Annotated in this window: 12 protein-coding genes and 3 pseudogenes; 9 read left to right on the plus strand and 6 right to left on the minus strand. The window is 60.7% G+C overall.

The genetic code is table 11. From position 1 onward, the window contains the following. Positions 1-54 precede the first annotated feature (54 nt). A complete protein-coding gene (locus R1A29_RS14720) occupies positions 55-834 on the plus strand; it encodes a TSUP family transporter (RefSeq protein ID WP_119428211.1) in 780 nt (259 codons plus the stop codon). On the opposite strand, the pseudogene nudC reads toward R1A29_RS14720, so the two are convergent. The 3 genes and pseudogenes from nudC to R1A29_RS14735 all read right to left on the minus strand — a co-directional run bounded on the left by nudC (position 802) and on the right by R1A29_RS14735 (position 3,305). Next, positions 802-1,630: pseudogene (gene nudC, locus R1A29_RS14725) on the minus strand (NAD(+) diphosphatase). The gene R1A29_RS14720 and the pseudogene nudC sit on opposite strands and share 33 nt — an antisense overlap. 6 nt (positions 1,631-1,636) lie before the next feature. After that, complete coding sequence (locus R1A29_RS14730; RefSeq protein ID WP_438298717.1) at positions 1,637-2,449, minus strand: crotonase/enoyl-CoA hydratase family protein; 813 nt, start codon at positions 2,447-2,449, stop codon at positions 1,637-1,639. Between the two features lie 82 nt (positions 2,450-2,531). Next, positions 2,532-3,305: a methyltransferase domain-containing protein gene (locus R1A29_RS14735; RefSeq protein ID WP_438298718.1), complete on the minus strand. Its 774-nt coding sequence runs from the start codon at positions 3,303-3,305 to the stop codon at positions 2,532-2,534. Positions 3,306-3,463: 158 nt separating this feature from the next. Here R1A29_RS14735 and R1A29_RS14740 point away from each other — a divergent pair, with 158 nt between their 5' ends. The 4 genes from R1A29_RS14740 to pncA all read left to right on the plus strand — a co-directional run bounded on the left by R1A29_RS14740 (position 3,464) and on the right by pncA (position 5,977). Then, positions 3,464-3,997, plus strand: coding sequence for a tetratricopeptide repeat protein (locus R1A29_RS14740; protein WP_192551796.1), 534 nt, complete (start codon positions 3,464-3,466; stop codon positions 3,995-3,997). A gap of 62 nt (positions 3,998-4,059) precedes the next feature. Then, the gene (locus tag R1A29_RS14745; RefSeq protein WP_114886697.1) at positions 4,060-4,545 is read left to right on the plus strand and encodes an RNA polymerase sigma factor; all 486 of its coding nucleotides are present in this window, start codon (positions 4,060-4,062) and stop codon (positions 4,543-4,545) included. After that, on the plus strand, positions 4,542-5,300 hold the full coding sequence (locus R1A29_RS14750; protein WP_438298719.1) for an anti-sigma factor family protein: 759 nt from the start codon (positions 4,542-4,544) through the stop codon (positions 5,298-5,300). The genes R1A29_RS14745 and R1A29_RS14750 overlap by 4 nt, the downstream gene beginning before the upstream one ends. A 50-nt stretch (positions 5,301-5,350) precedes the next feature. After that, on the plus strand, positions 5,351-5,977 hold the full coding sequence (gene pncA / locus R1A29_RS14755; RefSeq protein WP_438298720.1) for a bifunctional nicotinamidase/pyrazinamidase: 627 nt from the start codon (positions 5,351-5,353) through the stop codon (positions 5,975-5,977). A 40-nt stretch (positions 5,978-6,017) separates the two neighbouring features. Here the strand turns inward: pncA and R1A29_RS14760 are convergent. Next, positions 6,018-7,320: pseudogene (locus tag R1A29_RS14760) on the minus strand (ATP-binding protein). 4 nt (positions 7,321-7,324) lie between these two features. Next, positions 7,325-8,026 (minus strand): response regulator transcription factor, encoded by a 702-nt coding sequence (locus tag R1A29_RS14765; RefSeq protein WP_007960391.1) that lies wholly within the window; start codon positions 8,024-8,026, stop codon positions 7,325-7,327. A gap of 262 nt (positions 8,027-8,288) precedes the next feature. Between R1A29_RS14765 and R1A29_RS14770 the strand changes: the two are divergent. The 4 genes and pseudogenes from R1A29_RS14770 (at position 8,289) to R1A29_RS14785 (ending at position 13,951) form a co-directional block, all read left to right on the plus strand. Beyond that, a pseudogene (locus R1A29_RS14770) lies at positions 8,289-9,445 on the plus strand (efflux RND transporter periplasmic adaptor subunit). Between the two features lie 15 nt (positions 9,446-9,460). Continuing rightward, positions 9,461-12,559: a multidrug efflux RND transporter permease subunit gene (locus tag R1A29_RS14775; RefSeq protein ID WP_438298721.1), complete on the plus strand. Its 3,099-nt coding sequence runs from the start codon at positions 9,461-9,463 to the stop codon at positions 12,557-12,559. 75 nt (positions 12,560-12,634) lie between these two features. Continuing rightward, positions 12,635-13,276, plus strand: coding sequence for a DUF1345 domain-containing protein (locus R1A29_RS14780; protein ID WP_438298722.1), 642 nt, complete (start codon positions 12,635-12,637; stop codon positions 13,274-13,276). 168 nt (positions 13,277-13,444) lie between these two features. Further along, on the plus strand, positions 13,445-13,951 hold the full coding sequence (locus R1A29_RS14785) for a hypothetical protein (protein ID WP_438298723.1): 507 nt from the start codon (positions 13,445-13,447) through the stop codon (positions 13,949-13,951). A 77-nt stretch (positions 13,952-14,028) separates the two neighbouring features. Here R1A29_RS14785 and R1A29_RS14790 read toward each other — a convergent pair whose 3' ends face one another. Then, positions 14,029-16,353 carry an autotransporter outer membrane beta-barrel domain-containing protein gene (locus R1A29_RS14790; protein ID WP_438298724.1) on the minus strand — a complete coding sequence of 775 codons (2,325 nt, stop codon included), beginning with the start codon at positions 16,351-16,353 and terminating at the stop codon, positions 14,029-14,031. Between the last annotated feature and the right edge of the window lie 67 nt (positions 16,354-16,420).

The following is a 16,420-nucleotide window of genomic DNA, read 5'->3' on the forward strand; positions in this document are numbered from 1 at the left end:
GGGTTACGGCTATGATGACCGCCCGTTCCTGCCCTGCCGAAATAAGCCGATTCCATGCCTTTCGAACTCAGCGTTGACCTCACTACCCTGGCCGTTCTGGCCCTTGTCGCTTTCATTGCCGGATTCATCGACGCCATCGCCGGCGGTGGCGGCCTGTTGACTACGCCTGCGCTGCTCACCGCCGGTCTGCCGCCACATCTGGTGCTGGGCACCAACAAACTGAGTTCGACCTTCGGTTCGGCCACCGCCAGTTTCACCTTCTACCGGCGCAAGCTGTTCCACCCACGGCAGTGGATGCACGCGATCATCGGCACGCTGGTCGGCGCGCTGACCGGCGCCATCGTTGCTCACTATCTGCCTGCGGAATGGCTGAACAAGATGCTGCCGGTGATCGTCTTCGCCTGCGGCCTGTACCTGTTGTTCGGCGGCACGCCCAAGGCGCCGCTGGACAGCGACGCACCGATCAAGAAAAAGTGGCAATCGAGCCAGGGTTTCAGCCTTGGTTTCTATGACGGCGTTGCGGGACCAGGTACGGGTGCGTTCTGGACCGTCAGCAGCCTGCTGCTCTACCCGATCGATCTGGTCAAGGCCAGCGGCGTGGCGCGCAGCATGAACTTCGTCAGCAACATTGCGGCGCTGTCGGTGTTCGTGTTTTCCGGGCAGGTGGACTGGATCATCGGCCTGAGCATGGGACTGTCGGTAATGGTCGGCGCGTTCTTCGGGGCGCGCACCGCGATCAGCGGCGGCGCCAAGTTCATTCGTCCGGTATTCATCACCGTGGTGCTGGGGTTGACCGTGCGTCTAGCCTGGCAGCACTGGTTCAGCGTGGCCTAAGCGCCGCGCCACGTAGACGTCGATCAGGTAACGTGCAATCGATTTTGACGCCGGCAACGGCGGCAGATCGTGCACGTTGAACCACTGGGCGTCTTCGATCTCGTCTTCCTGACAGACAATCTCGCCGCCGGCGTATTCGGCATGGAAGCCCAGCATCATCGAATGCGGGAACGGCCAGCACTGGCTGCCCATGTACTGGATGTTCTTCACTTCGATGCTGACTTCCTCTCGCACTTCGCGAATCAGGCAATCCTCGGCCGACTCACCCGGCTCGGCAAACCCGGCCAGCGTGCTGTAAACCCCGGTGACGAAACGCGGTGAACGCGCCAGCAGCACTTCATCGCCACGGGTCACCAGCACGATCATGCTCGGTGAAATGCGCGGATAACTGCGCAAATCGCACGGCTGGCAATACATCGCCCGTTCCCGTGGCACCTGGGTCATGGGCTGACCGCAGTTGCCGCAGAACCGGTGTTCACGGGCCCACGTCCCGATCTGCGCCGCGTAACCCAGCACTTTGTAGATCGTGTGATCGCCGTCGAGCATGAACGCCCGCAAGCCTTTCCATTACAACCCGGCACCTCGCTGGTGCTGCGCAATTCCAGCAGGTAGACCGGCTCGCCATCGAGGTGACCGATACCGTGCTCGGCGAGGATCGACAAGTCCTGGCGCTTGAGCCATTCCCGGGGAACAGCGCGCCATTGTCATCGAACAGAAAGCCCTCGGGGCTGCGCGCGACGGCCCAGCCGCCGGGTTGATCGGTGTCCAGTACTGCGGTGGTCCAGCGAGGTGTCATGGTTTCTCAATCCAGAAATTCGGGTTTCTGTTTGCTCATGTGGGCGGCCATGGCCACGCGCAAGTCGGTGGATTGCAACATGGCGGCGTTCCAGGTGGCAACGTACTCCAGACCATCGTCGATACGGTGGTCGCGCATGTAGCTGATCATTTCCTTGGTGCCGGTGACCGCGATCGGCGACTTGCCGGCGATGTCCCGGGCAATGTCCATCACGCCTTCGATCAGGCCGTCCTTGTCGCTGTAGACGCGATTGACCAGCCCGATGCTGCGGGCCTCTTCGGCGCCAAAGGTACGACCGGTGTAAGCCAGCTCACGCAGCATGCCGTCACCGATGATCCGTGGCAACCGTTGCAAAGTGCCAACGTCAGCTGCCATGCCGATATCGATTTCTTTAATGGAGAATTGCGCGTCTTCCGCGGCGTAGCGCATGTCGCAGGCCGCGATCAGGTCGATGGCACCGCCCAGGCAATAACCCTGGATCGCCGCGAGCACCGGCTTGCGGCAGTTGTCGACGGCATTGAACGAGGCTTGCAGGGTCAGGATCTTTTTGCGCAGCAGGCGCGCATTGCGGCCGACGTCCTTGCCCAGTTCATTGGCCACGCCGGCCAGCATCATCAGGTCGATGCCCGAGGAAAAGTGTTTGCCGGCACCGCTGAGTACCACCACCCGCACTTCGTCGGTGTCGTCGATCCACTGGAACACCTCGACGATTTCGCTCCAGAACGCAGCGTTCATCGAGTTGATCTTTTCCGGCCGGTTGATCTGCACATGAGCGATGTTGTCGGCCAGTTCGACGCTGAAGGCGGTGTATTGAGTCATGGCAGAAATCCTTTACCGGTCTGAAAATGAGGCCTGAACTATATCAAGGCCTCAGAACGGCGGTTCGGCCAAATGCAGGACTCTAGCCGCCCTTCACCGCCACGAACGCGGCAGTCTCGTAGGGCACGGTCATCACATCCCGGCCTCGCAGTTCGGGATCGGACGCCACCAACGCCCGCAACTGTTCATCGATCCGGGCCCGCTCTGCATCCGGCAGCGCCGCGATGAAACTGGTGGAACGCACCCGGTTGAAAATCACATCTTCCGGCGAGCCGGTATGACCATGGTGAAAATGCTCGGCCTGCAACGGCCCGAACGCCGGATGCGGGAACACCTTGCGCCAGGCGCCGGTGTAATAGCGCGGCGTGTCGCCTTCCCGGGCGTTGACGATGGCATCGAGCTTGGGCACCCAGCCGACCCGGGTGTCGCGCAGGTTCCAGATCAGCCCGAGCTTGCCGCCAGGCTTGAGCACCCGGGCAATTTCGTCCAGGGCCTCGGTGCTGGCGAACCAGTGAAAGGCCTGGGCGCAGACCACGGCATCCACCGAGTCGTCAGGCAACGGCAAGTCCGTCGCCATGGCGCTGACGGCCAGTACATCGGGCCAGTTGGCAGACAGCTTCTCTAGCATCTGCGCCACCGGCTCAACAGCTATCACCTGAGCACCGGTCGCCACCAATCGTCCGGTGAACTTGCCGGTGCCCGCGCCGAGGTCGATAACCGTCTTGTGGCCATCCAGGTCCAGGGTTGCCGTCAGCCAATCGGTGACCGCCGGCGGATAGTCCGGCCGACCTTTGACGTAGGTTTCCGCTGCGGTCTTGTAACCGGCGGCAGCGGAGTGGTGAACCTGATCTTTCATGGCGCAACTCCCGGGGTAGAACGGCGGATTGACGACAGACGACACGAGCATAGCCCGCGACTTTGAGCTTTCCTTGAATGGCACCTGACAAAGCAATGAATAAAACTTCACCTTGCGGTGTTCAACGTGACACATGACCCCACTATGGAGCCTTGCCCATGACTATCCGTTCCGTTATGTTCGCCGCCCCGTTGCTGATGGCCGCGATGCTGTCCAGCCCTTTGGCCCTGGCCCACGGTGATGAAGACGAGCCGGTGCAAAAGCCCAATTGCCCGAAAGGTCAGGTGTACGACAGCAAAACGCAGAAATGCGTGACGCAGACCAGCAGCCTGGTACCGGACGCCGACCGCACCGACTACGCCTATCGCCTGGCCAAGGACGGTCGATATGAAGAAGCCCTGGCCTTGCTCGACACCCTGAAACAGCCGAACACCGCCAAGGCCCTCAACTATCGCGGTTACGCCACGCGCAAGCTGGGCCGCACCGACGAAGGCATCGGTTATTACCTGCAATCGGTGAAACTTGATCCGCAGTACGCGCAAGTCCGCGAATACCTGGGCGAGGCTTATGTCATCAAGGGTCGGGTCGATCTGGCGCAGGAACAGTTGCAGCATATCCAGAAGATTTGCGGCACGACCTGCGAGGAATACCGGGACCTGGCCGAAGCCATCAACGATTCATCGAAAACCTGACACGACACGCGGAGGCGAACATTTTCAGCGATCAGGCCTTCAGAGCCGAACTCGGACAACACCTGGCGCGCCTGTGGCGCTACGGTTTGCTGCTGTCGCGCAACCGGCACGTGGCCGAGGATCTGGTGCAAGCCACCTGCGTGCGGGCGCTTGAACGTTCGGGCCAGTACGTGGCCGGCACGCGCATGGACCGCTGGCTGCTGAGCATCCTGCATTCGATCTGGCTCAATGAAGTGCGCGCCCGCCGGGTGCGCCAGGGCCAGGGCGTGGTGGACGCCGACAGCCAGCTCACCTTCGACGGCGAATACGCCGCGCAGACCCACGTCATGGCGGCGCAGGTGATCCGTCGCGTCGATGCGCTGCCGGAGACCCAGCGCGAAACGGTCTATCTCGCCTACGTCGAAGGCCTGTCCTATCGCGAAGTCGCCGAGATCCTGCAAGTGCCGATCGGCACAGTCATGAGTCGCCTCGCCACCGCCCGCCTAAAACTGGCCGAATACCCACCGCTGCATGCGGTACCGAACACCCCCGCAGGAGACCGGCAATGAATACGCCTTCCGACGAGCAACTGGTGGCGTATCTGGACGATGAACTGGACCGCGAACAACGCAGCCAGCTCGACAGCCTCATTGCCGATGATCCACTGCTCAACCTGCGCTTGCAGTGGTTGAGCCGCAGCAACCTGCCCTATCGCGACGCCTACGATGAGCTGGCCCGACAGGCACCGCTCGATCGCCTGCAAGCCCGACTGGATGCCGCGCCCTCCCCGCAACGGCCCGGCTTCAGTCGTCGCTGGTTCATCGGCGCGGCGGCTTTGGGCATGGTGCTCGCCGGCGTCGCGGCGGATCGGTTGTTCCTCGGCTGGCAAGCGCAGCAATCGCATGGCTGGCGCGAGCTGGTGGGCGATTACATGGCGCTGTATGTACCGCAGACCCTTGAACATCTGGCCACCGACGAAGCCTCGCAACTGGCGCAATTGCACACGGTTGACGCTCGAGTGGGCCTGAGTTTGTCGCCCGCGAAGCTGAAACTGCCCGGCGCGCAGTTCAAACGTGCGCAACTGCTCGAATATGACGGCGTGCCGATTGCGCAGATGACCTGGCTCGACGCCAATCATGGTCCGCTGGCACTGTGCGTCACACGAACCAACAGTGGCAGTCAGGCGCTGGCCCATGAACGCCGGCACGGGATGAACGTGGTGTACTGGACCGAACGTGAACACGCCTGGATGTTGATCGGCCATAATCCGGCCGCCGAGCTGGAAGAGATGGCGAAAATGTTTAAAAACCGGCTGAGCGTGTGAATGAAGTTGTCACTATCCTGTCCGGGTGATTTCAAGGAGTGGCTTGAAAGATGCCGATTTCCCCACGTACTGCATTGCTGGTCATCGACGTACAGAACGATTTCATTCCCGGCGGCCAACTGGCCGTGCCCGAGGGAGACCTGATCGTCCCGCTGATCAATCGCCTCGCCGAACAGTTCAAGCAAGTCGTCATTGCCCAGGACTGGCACCCGGCCGGCCACGCTTCGTTTGCCTCCAGCCATCCCGGCCGCCAGCCTTACGAGGTGATTCAACTGCCGTACGGCGAACAGACCCTGTGGCCGGATCACTGCACTCAGGGCTCACGCGGCGCCGATTTTCATTCGGGACTCAACCTGCCCCACGCTCAACTGATCATCCGCAAGGGCTGCAATCCGGACATCGACAGCTATTCGGCGTTTCTTGAAGCGGACCGGGCGACCACCACGGGGCTGGCGGGTTATCTGAAGGAACGCGGCATCGACACCGTGTACATGGTCGGCCTGGCGCTGGATTTCTGCGTGATGTTTTCCGCCCTGGATGCACGGGCGGCGGGCTTCAATACGTTTGTGGTGCTGGATGCGTGCCGGGCAATCGATATGAATGGATCACTGGCGACGGCGATGGAGCGGATGCAGGTGGCCGGGGTCGGACTGATCCAGTCCACTGAACTGCTCTGACTGGTGCTCGTTCCCACGACGTTCGGGGGAACGAGCAGCTTCACGCCGGGGTTGGTAGCCAAAGCCTGAACCGCGCTCCACCCAACGGCGAACCTTCCACCGTCAACGTCCCGCCCTGCGCTTCCAGCGCGCCGACGGCTGATGGCTAGGCCCAGGCCAAACCCGCCAGTGGCCCGGTCACGGCTGCGATCCAGTCGATAGAACGGCTCGAAAATCCGCTCCCGCTCGTCTTCCGGAATGCCGATGCCATCGTCATCCACCCAGATTTCACAGCCCTTCGGGCAGACCTGCACACCGATCTGAATGCGCTTTTCGCAGTAACGCATGGCGTTGCGCAGCAGGTTCTGAATGGCGCGGGCGGTCAGGCGCGGGTCAAGTGAGAAGCGCTCCAGCTGATTGTGCAGCAACACATCGATGACGATTTCCGGGGACTCCAGCTCTTCGTCGACGCTGCCCAGAATACTGTCGATGAACTCGTCCAGCGACACTTCGACCTGTTCCGGCAAGCGCGCCGGATTTTGCAGGCGACTGTAAGACAGCAACTCCAGCACCAGCTCATCCAGTTCGCGAATGTGCGCCACCAGACCTTGCAGGCGTTCGCGACTGGTTTGCGGCAAATCATCGGACAGCGCCAGCGCCAGGCCGAAATCCAGTCGGGTCAACGGCGTACGCAGTTCGTGGGACACCGCGTTGAGCAGGTCACGCTGCTGGTTGAGCAGGTTTTCGATGTCACCGGCCATGGTGTCGAAGACGTTGGCCAGGCTGCCGATGTTCGAACTCGAGCCGATTTGCGTACGTTCGCTCAAATGGCCTTTGCCGAAGCGCTCGGCGGTGCCCTTCAGGCGTTCAAGATCACGCCAGTGCGGCCGCAGCCAGAGCAGCAGGCACGCCAGCAAACTCGCACCGATCAGAACGTTGATGCTCCAGTACAGCAAGTTCACGTCCATCGGATCCGGCGGCACCACCATTTGCACGGCAATCTCCCCGTTCAACGGTGTCACCGCCAGCGTTCGCCAGCCCCAGTCGCCGATGCGCACCACGTTTTCACCACGACGCAGGCGCTCTTGCTCGATCGGGGTGAAGTCAGCGTTATCGATACGGGCGAGGACGATGTGCAGCGGCTGGAAGTCCTTGTCCATCGACGCGGCGACCGCCGGCCACTGATCCTGCGGCACCGCGCGAAACTGCTTGGTAATCAGCGATTGCAGGCCCCGGGAATAGTCGAGGTTGTAAGTCACGAAGCGATCCCTGAACGCCATCACCACCAGATCCGGCACCAGATAGATTGCCGCACTGTAGGAAACGATCGTCACCAGATAAAGGCGAAACAGGATTCTGAACATCGACTCAGCATTCCCACTCGGAACGGCTGAACAGATAACCCTTGCCCCACACGGTCTTGATCTTGCGCGCCTCGCCCGCGTGGTCGTCGAACTTGCGCCGCAGCTTGGAAATCGCCACGTCCACCGAGCGGTCGGTGCCGTTGAACTCTATACCGCGCAGGCGCTGCAGGATCTGGTCGCGGCTCAGCACTTCGCCGGCATGACGGGCCAGCACCACCAGCAGGTTGTATTCGCCGCTGGACAGCTCGACCGGTTGCTCGCGCCAGGTCACGGTGCGTTCCGACAGGTCAATGCACAGATTGCCCATCAGGATGCGGTCGTTGGCAGTCATCGGCTCGCCGAGGCTGCTGCGCCGCAACAATGTGCGCACTCGGGCCAGCAAGACTCGCGGCTCGCAAGGTTTGGTCACGTAATCGTCGGCGCCCATTTCCAGGCCCAGCACCTGATCGTGGCTGTCATCGCGGGCGGTGAGCATCAGGATCGGCAGCGTCGCCGAATCGGCGCGCAACAGGCGACACACCTGCAAACCGTCGAGGCCCGGCAGCATCAAGTCGAGAATCACCAGGTCCGGCGGATTGAGCCGCGCCCGCTCGCGCACATGGTCGCCTCGGCCGATCACGCTGACGGAATAGCCGTTGCGCTCGAGATAGCTGGAGATCAGTTCGGCGAGGGCGGTGTCGTCTTCGACCAGGAGGATGTTGGGCATTGATGATCCAGAAAGTGCTGTGGCGACTCATCATCTGCTATCGCGAGCAAGCTCGCTCCCACAAGGGACCGTATTCCAAATGTGGGAGCGAGCCTGCTCGCGATGCTTTATCTGTCGCAATAAATTTCAAGGCGTAAAGGATATACGCCCTCACTCGTCCCTGAGCAAAACCCTTACACAATTTCACACAGCGCCTACAAAGCTTCACCGCTACCCTCGGCGACTGTCCGTAGGATGCGCAGATCAATATTGGGGGTTGTACATGTCGAAGAATCTGCTGGCCGGGCTCGGCCTGATCGCATTGGCGCTGACGCTGAGTGCCTGTGGTAAATCCTCGAGCACCGAGGAACAGGCGCCGCCGGCCACCGTGCGGGTCGAAACCCTTGAGGCACGCCCCCTGTCGATCAGCAGCGAACTCAGCGGGCGCATTGCCGCGCCACGCATTGCCGAAGTCCGCGCCCGGGTGGCCGGCGTGGTGCTGCAACGCACCTATCGCGAAGGCAGCGACGTAAAAAAGGGCGACGTGCTGTTCCGCATTGACCCGGCACCGTTCAAGGCCGACCTGGACAGCGCCGAAGCGGCCCTGCGCAAGGCCGAAGCCAACGCGTTCCAGGCAAAACTGCAGGAGCAGCGCTACGCCCAGTTGATCGACGACAAGGCCATCAGCGCTCAGGACTACGACAACGCCCGCGCCAACGCCCGGCAAACCGCCGCCGACGTCGCCGCCAACAAGGCTGCCGTCGAGCGTGCGAAGCTGAATCTGGGCTATGCCACCGTCACCGCGCCGATCTCCGGCCGCGTCGGTCGTGCTCTGGTCACCGAAGGCGCGCTGGTCGGCCAGAACGAAACCACGCCCATGGCGCTGATCCAGCAACTGAACCCGATCCACGCCGACCTCACCCAGTCGACCCGTGAATTGAACGAGTTGCGTCGGGCGTTCCGTTCCGGCCAGTTGCAGCAGGTCGGTCAGGATCAGGTCAAGGCCACGTTGATCCAGGACGACGGCAGCCTCTATCCGCTGCCGGGTAAATTGCTGTTCAGCGACATTACGGTCGATCCGGGCACCGGGCAGATCGTTCTGCGCAGCGAATTCCCCAACCCCGACCTTGATCTGCTGCCCGGCAGCTACGTTCGCGTGCGTCTGGAACAAGGCGTGATCCAGCATGGCCTGACCGTGCCGCAACGTGCGGTGCAACGCGACAGCGCCGGTGTGGCGCAAGTGCTGACCGTTGACGATCAGATGCGCGTCGCTCTGCAACCGGTGCAACTCGGCGCCGTGCAGAACGACCGCTGGATTGTCACCGGTGGCCTGAAGGCCGGCGACCGCGTGGTCATCGAAGGCCTGCAGCACGCCCGCCCCGGCGAAACCGTGCAGATCGACGACACCCTCTTCCACTTGCCCAGACCTCTGGTCAGTAAGCAGGACGCTCTTCTATGCCGCAGTTCTTTATCGACCGCCCGGTGTTCGCCTGGGTCGTCGCGTTGTTCATCCTGTTGGCCGGTGCGCTGGCCATCCCGCAATTGCCGGTGGCGCAATACCCCGACGTCGCGCCGCCGCAGATCGAAATCTATGCCGTGTACCCGGGCGCCTCGGCGCAGACCGTCGACGAAAGCGTGGTCAGTCTGATCGAGGAAGAGCTCAACGGCGCCGATCACCTGCTGTATTTCGAATCCCAGAGCAGCCTCGGCAGCGCCACGATCAAGGCGACGTTCCAGCCGGGCACCAACCCGGAACTCGCGCAGGTCGATGTGCAGAACCGCCTCAAGGTGGTCGAGTCGCGCCTGCCGCAAGCGGTCAATCAGCAAGGTTTGCAGGTGGAGAAAGTCTCCGCCGGTTTCCTGCTGCTGATCACCCTGACTTCCAGCGACGGCAAGCTCGATGACGTAGCGCTCAGCGATTACCTGGCGCGCAACGTGATGAACGAGATCAAGCGTATCGACGGCGTCGGCAAGGCCCAGTTGTATGGCGCCGAGCGGGCGATGCGGATCTGGGTCGATCCGCAGAAGCTGATCGGTTTCAACCTGACGCCGGCGGACGTCAACGCCGCCATCGTCGCGCAGAATGCCCAGGTCTCGGCGGGCAGCATCGGCGATCTGCCGAACCCGAGCACCCAGGAAATCACCGCGACGATTCTGGTCAAGGGTCAGCTGTCGACACCGGAAGAGTTCGCCGACATCGTGCTCAAGGCCAATCCCGACGGTTCCACCGTGCGCATCAAGGATGTGGCGCGGGTCGAGATCGGCAGCCAGGAATACCAGTTCGGTACGCGCCTGAACGGCAAACCGTCCACCGCCGTCGGCGTGCAACTGTCGCCGGGCGCCAACGCCCTCAGCACCGCAACGCTGATCCGGGCGAAGATGGATGAGCTGTCGCGCTACTTCCCGACCGGTGTGGAATACAAGATCCCCTACGACACTTCGCCATTCGTGAAGGTCTCGATCACCAAAGTGGTCTACACCCTCGGCGAAGCCATGCTGCTGGTGTTCGCGGTGATGTTCCTGTTCCTGCAGAACATCCGCTATACGCTGATCCCGACGCTGGTGGTGCCGGTGGCGTTGATGGGCACCTTCGCGACCATGCTCGCGCTGGGCTTCTCGATCAACGTGTTGACCATGTTCGGCATGGTGCTGGCCATCGGCATTCTGGTGGACGATGCCATCGTGGTGGTGGAGAACGTCGAGCGGATCATGGCCACCGAAGGCCTGTCGCCCAAAGAGGCGACACGCAAGGCGATGCGGCAGATTACCGGCGCGATCATCGGCATCACGCTGGTGCTGGTGGCGGTGTTCATTCCGATGGCGTTCATGCAGGGCTCGGTGGGCGTCATCTATCGACAGTTCTCGCTGTCGATGGCTACCTCAATTCTGTTCTCGGCCTTCCTTGCCCTGACCTTGACCCCGGCATTGTGCGCAACGCTGCTCAAGCCGATCGCCAAGGGCGAACATCACGAGAAGACCGGGTTCTTCGGCTGGTTCAACCGCCGCTTCGAGCAACTGACTGATCGCTATCAGGGCTGGGTCGGTTACGCGCTGAAACGCACCGGGCGTTATCTGCTGATTTACGTAGTGCTGTTGGTGGGTCTGGGCCTGTGCTTCGCACGCCTGCCCTCCTCGTTCCTGCCGGTCGAGGATCAGGGTTACACCATCACCGACATCCAGCTGCCACCGGGCGCGACCAAGAACCGAACCGTGCAGGTCGCCGAGCAGCTCGAAGCGCACAACAATGGCGAACCGGGTATCAGTGACAGTGTGGTGATTCTCGGTTTCAGTTTCTCCGGCAGCGGGCAGAACGCCGCACTGGCCTTCACCACGCTCAAGGACTGGTCGCATCGCGGCAGCGACGACTCGGCCAGCTCCATTGCCGAGCGTGCCAACATTGCCCTGAGCCAGATCAAGGACGCGATGGCATTCTCGGTACTGCCGCCGCCGGTCGACGGCCTCGGCACCTCCAGCGGTTTCGAGTTCCGCCTGCAGGATCGCGGCGGCCTCGGCCATGCAGCCCTGATGGAGGCACGCACCCAATTGCTGGAAGCCGCCGAGAAAAGTCCGATTCTGATGAACGTGCGTGAAAGTGCTCTGGCCGAAGCGCCGCAAGTGCAGCTGGAAGTGGACCGCAAGCAGGCCAACGCGCTGGGCATTTCCTTCGCCGACGTCGGCAATGTGCTGTCCACTGCCATCGGTTCTTCGTACGTCAACGACTTCCCCAATCAGGGGCGCATGCAACGGGTGGTGGTGCAGGCCGAAGGCGACCGCCGCAGTCAGGTCGATGACCTGCTGAAGATGCACGTACGCAACGACGCCGGGAAAATGGTGCCGCTGTCGGCATTTGTCCGAGCCACATGGACCCAAGGCCCGGCGCAGCTGACCCGCTACAACGGCTACCCGGCGATCTCGATTTCCGGCGAGCCGAAACCCGGCCACAGCACCGGCGAAGCCATGGCGGAAATCGAAAGGCTGGTAGCGCAAGGCCCTAAAGGCATGGGTCAGGAATGGACCGGTCTGTCATTGCAGGAACGTTTGTCCGGCAGTCAGGCGCCGATTCTGCTCGGTCTGTCGCTGCTGATCGTGTTCCTGTGTCTGGCGGCGTTGTACGAGAGCTGGTCGATTCCGACGTCCGTGCTGCTGGTGGTGCCGCTCGGTGTGCTTGGCGCAGTGCTGGCGGTGACGTTGCGCGGGATGCCCAACGATGTGTTCTTCAAGGTCGGCCTGATCACCATCATCGGCCTGTCGGCGAAGAACGCGATCCTGATCATCGAGTTTGCCAAGAGTCTGTATGACGAAGGTCACGATCTGGTTGATGCCACGTTGCAAGCGGCGCGTCTGCGTTTACGGCCGATTGTCATGACTTCACTGGCGTTCATTCTGGGCGTGGTGCCGCTGGCGATTGCCACGGGCGCGAGTTCGGCGAGCCAGCAGGCGATTGGTACCGGAGTAATTGGCGGGATGATTACCGCGACGTTGGCGGTGATTTTCGTGCCAGTGTTCTTTGTTGTCGTGATCAAGCTTGTGCGGCGGTTCACCAAGCCTGATTGATTGCTCCCGGCGCGGTGGCCACAGGTCGCCGCGCTGGGCTAAGGTGTCTGAACCACCCTGGCCCATCGAGTCCCCATGCGCTTCCTCGCCCGCACCCACCCTCGCCTTTCCGCTGCCGCGCTGCTCGGCCTTGCCGCAGGCCTCCTGGCCCCGGCGGAATCCGTCATCAGCAAAATCCTCATTGGCTGGAACGCCGGGGTCTGGACCTACCTGATCCTGATGCTTTGGCTGACCATCCGCGCCAAAGCGCCGGACGTCAAACGTATCGCCGAAGTCGAGGATGAAAATGCCGGGCTGGTACTGTTTGTTGTCTGCATCGCCGCTTTGGCCAGCCTGGCCACCATTACCGTCGAACTGGCCGGCAGCAAGGATCTGGAAACCATCCGCAAACTTCTGCATTACGGTTTTACCGCGTTGACCGTGATCGGTTCGTGGCTGCTGATCGGGGTGATTTTCTGCGTGCACTACGCCCGGCTGTTTTACACCTGGGACGGCAAGGAACCGGCACTGCGCTTTGCCGAAGGCCTGACGACGCCTAACTATTGGGACTTTCTGTACTTCTCGTTCACCATCGGCGTGGCGGTGCAAACGGCAGACGTCGGCGTGGCCACGCGGGAGATACGCAAGATCGTGCTGGCACAATCGTTGATCGGATTTGTGTTCAATACCGCCATCCTTGGGTTTTCGATCAATATTGCGGCGGGGCTGTTTGGTTGAAGGCCATCCCCAAACGCAAGAGTCGACGCAAAAAAAATCACATAAAAAAGGCGATGTATACCTGTCAAGTCTGACAGTTTACAGCGGCGCCCTGCTGGCATCTCATAGGCTATCCCGCCTGTATTGAGTGGCGAGATATCACTTTTCATGGCAGCGGAGGCTGGTTTTATGAACGCAATAGCAAAAGTGACACACCAATCAGTGAAGGCAGGAACATGTAAAGGAACAATCAACGGAACGGAATCTTTCGAGGCCGGTTTGGTTGTACTTTCCGAGGCCCACTACCCCCCGCCTCTTGGTGAGGCGCACGTCATGCAGGCCACACAGAGGGGGACAGCTCCGGAATACGAAACCAAGGAACTCAAGGTTTCTTTTACCAAGGGTCTCGCGGACGGCAAATATGGATTGTTTCCCGACTCTCCCACCGTCCAAGTACTTTTTGTCGATAGTTCTACACCCGACAAACCAGTCACCTATACCAACAACAATGGAATAGCCGAACTCGCATTCGACGCTGACAAATCCATTTTCAGTGGCATTATTAACGCCACACTCGAAAATCGGGATGAGGACACAACCAGGACCGTCAATCTGCGAGTCGACTTTGAAGCCCTGCCAACACCACCTACGCGGCGAATTCCGCGTCCACCGTCATCCCGCAGGGGCCCATGCTGATTGATCGACGCCAGGCCGGTCAGCCGTCTAAAAGAAAAGGAGGCCAAAGCCTCCTTTTCTCATTTCCAGCATGGCGATCAGAACGCGTATCGCAAGCCCAGGGTCAATCCGGCGGGTTGACGGAAGTTCTTGCCGTCGCTGTATTCATAGTCGGCATGCATTTGCAGGTTTTTCGATACCGATGCCGCGACACCGGCTCCGACCATTCCACGTGCCCCGGAAAGATCGTTCTTGAACACGTTGTCATTGACCTTCACTTCGTTGTTTTTGGCGAACTCATAGCCGCCACCCACCCGCAGATAAGGTTGCACTTCAACGTCATTGTTCAGTTTGAAGTTGCGACCCGCCGTCACACCCGCTTCACCGAGGAGTGAACGTGCGCGGCCACCGTCTGCCTGCAAATCGTTGTCCAGCGAAAAGTCCTTGCCCTGAATGACCACGGCCGACCACTTGGTGAAAGGCTCGACGAAATAACCGTCGTCAAGCTTGATGTGCCGACCGAATTCCACCGATCCACCTACCCCCGTGTTGTCATAGTCGCCTTTGGCCCGGGCGCCGTCGCTCAGGCTGACCTTCGCCTCGTTGCGAAACCGGTTCACTTTCAACACAGCATCGGCGTAATAACCGCTGCCAGCATCCAGCCAGGTGGCGTAAGTGCCCAGGTAGTAACTGTCGACTTTGCCCGACGTGCCCGCATCCAGATCGAGGTCGGACTTGCTGTGGCCGCCCATCACACCAACCAGCCATTGACCGTCCCCTACCGGCAGGGTGGTGTCAACCCCCAGGGTGAACCCCAACTGATTCTGCCGGTAGCCGACACCGGATCCGTCCGCGATCTGATATTGATTGCCATAGGTCCGTCCCCAGGCGCCGCCCTGCCCGTCATTGAAACGCAACTCACCCATCCGGCTGCGCAACGAGGTCAGCTCGCCATACCAGGTCGGCAGAGGCGTATTGAAGAGTGCCAGTACCGAGCGTGCGCCCGGGCTGACAATGCGAGAGGTCGGGTCGAGAATCCAGTCGTTGCCACTCTTGGCCAATGCGTAGGAATACGCGCCTTGATCGACGACATTGCCCTGCAGCGAAAATTGTGCGGAGCCACCGTTGGTCTTGACCACCGTCACTGGCTGACCCGCAGGCGGTTCCGTACCGCTGCTGGCAATGAGCAATTCGTGCGAACCGCTGGCCGTGCCGGTGACGTTGAGCAAATCGGTCTGGCCAGTCGCCAGATCGGTACCCATGATGAAACGGCCGTTGCCGGACAGATTGGTCACATCCAGTTGATAGAACGCGTTGTCTGCCCCGAACTTGACGGAGCCACCATTGAGCACAAGATTTCCGACCTGGCTGTTATCCACCAGCACCCATTGTGAGTTGTCGTTGATCGTGGCGCTGGCCACGTTTTCAAGCCGGCCAGTCAGCACCGAATTGTTCTGCAAGGTCAGCCCGAACGTGCTGCCCGCCTCCGTCACGATATCGCCGTTGAGTGTGCTGCTGTTGACGGTCATCGAAACATCGGAACCGCCCCTGGCCTCAACCAAGGTGTTGTTGCTCGCCAGAAGTCTGGAGTTGGAGAGTGTCAATGTCGCGGTGGTCCGCTCGACATTACCGAAATCCACCAGAATGGCAGAACCGTTTTTACCCTGAACAGTGGTGTTGTCCAGATTCAACGTGGCGGGTGCTACGCCTGTGACATCCAGCGCGATCAAGACACCATTCTGAGCGCCCGTGAGGGTACTGTTTCTGGCAACGGCATCAGCACTCTGCAGCCACAGGCCATAACCGGAAGATCCGGTTCCCTCAAGGGTCGAGTCGGCGACATTGATCAGACTGTGGGAGGTGGCCAGGGCACCAGCGGTCACGCCGGTGATGGTGCTGTTGTTGGTGACATTGACTGTCGAACCCGCCTGCGTGCCGAACGCGCGCGCCACCGACAGACCGATTCTGTCCGCATTGATCGTGCTGTTGTCGACGTTGCCCAGACTTGAGACAAGCTGCAAACCCGCTCGGGCACCCACGCTCGATAGGTTGGCGCCGCTCAGATTGACCGTGGAGTTGTTGGTGGCACTGATACCCTGAGTTCGGCTACCAGCGTTGACATTCACCGTCGAGCGGTCGGCAGTGATTGCCAGGGTCTCGGCATTGTTGACGTTGAGCGTGGCATTTTGAGTGAGATCCCAGCGTTCGATGGCATCTCCTGTATTGACGTTTGCGGTACCCCCTACTACGGGTGCTGCACCGGTAAAGGGAGAGATCACTAAGAATGGCAAGCACAGTCCTTTCAATGAAAAACCATGGAACGAACGAAAATACATACTGGCCACCTGCTCCGAAAAATAAACGATCGAAAACGACGAGATGCCGGCATCTCGTTTCTGAAGGGGCGCAAGGCTATAGAGCAATTACTTTGTTATCTGTAGGACTTATCCTTTTTTCACGAGCGATAAATCTATGCTTTCGAAAATCAAA

The organism is Pseudomonas sp. NMS19W, assembly GCF_051554255.1.
Taxonomy (GTDB): Bacteria; Pseudomonadota; Gammaproteobacteria; order Pseudomonadales; family Pseudomonadaceae; genus Aquipseudomonas; species Aquipseudomonas kribbensis.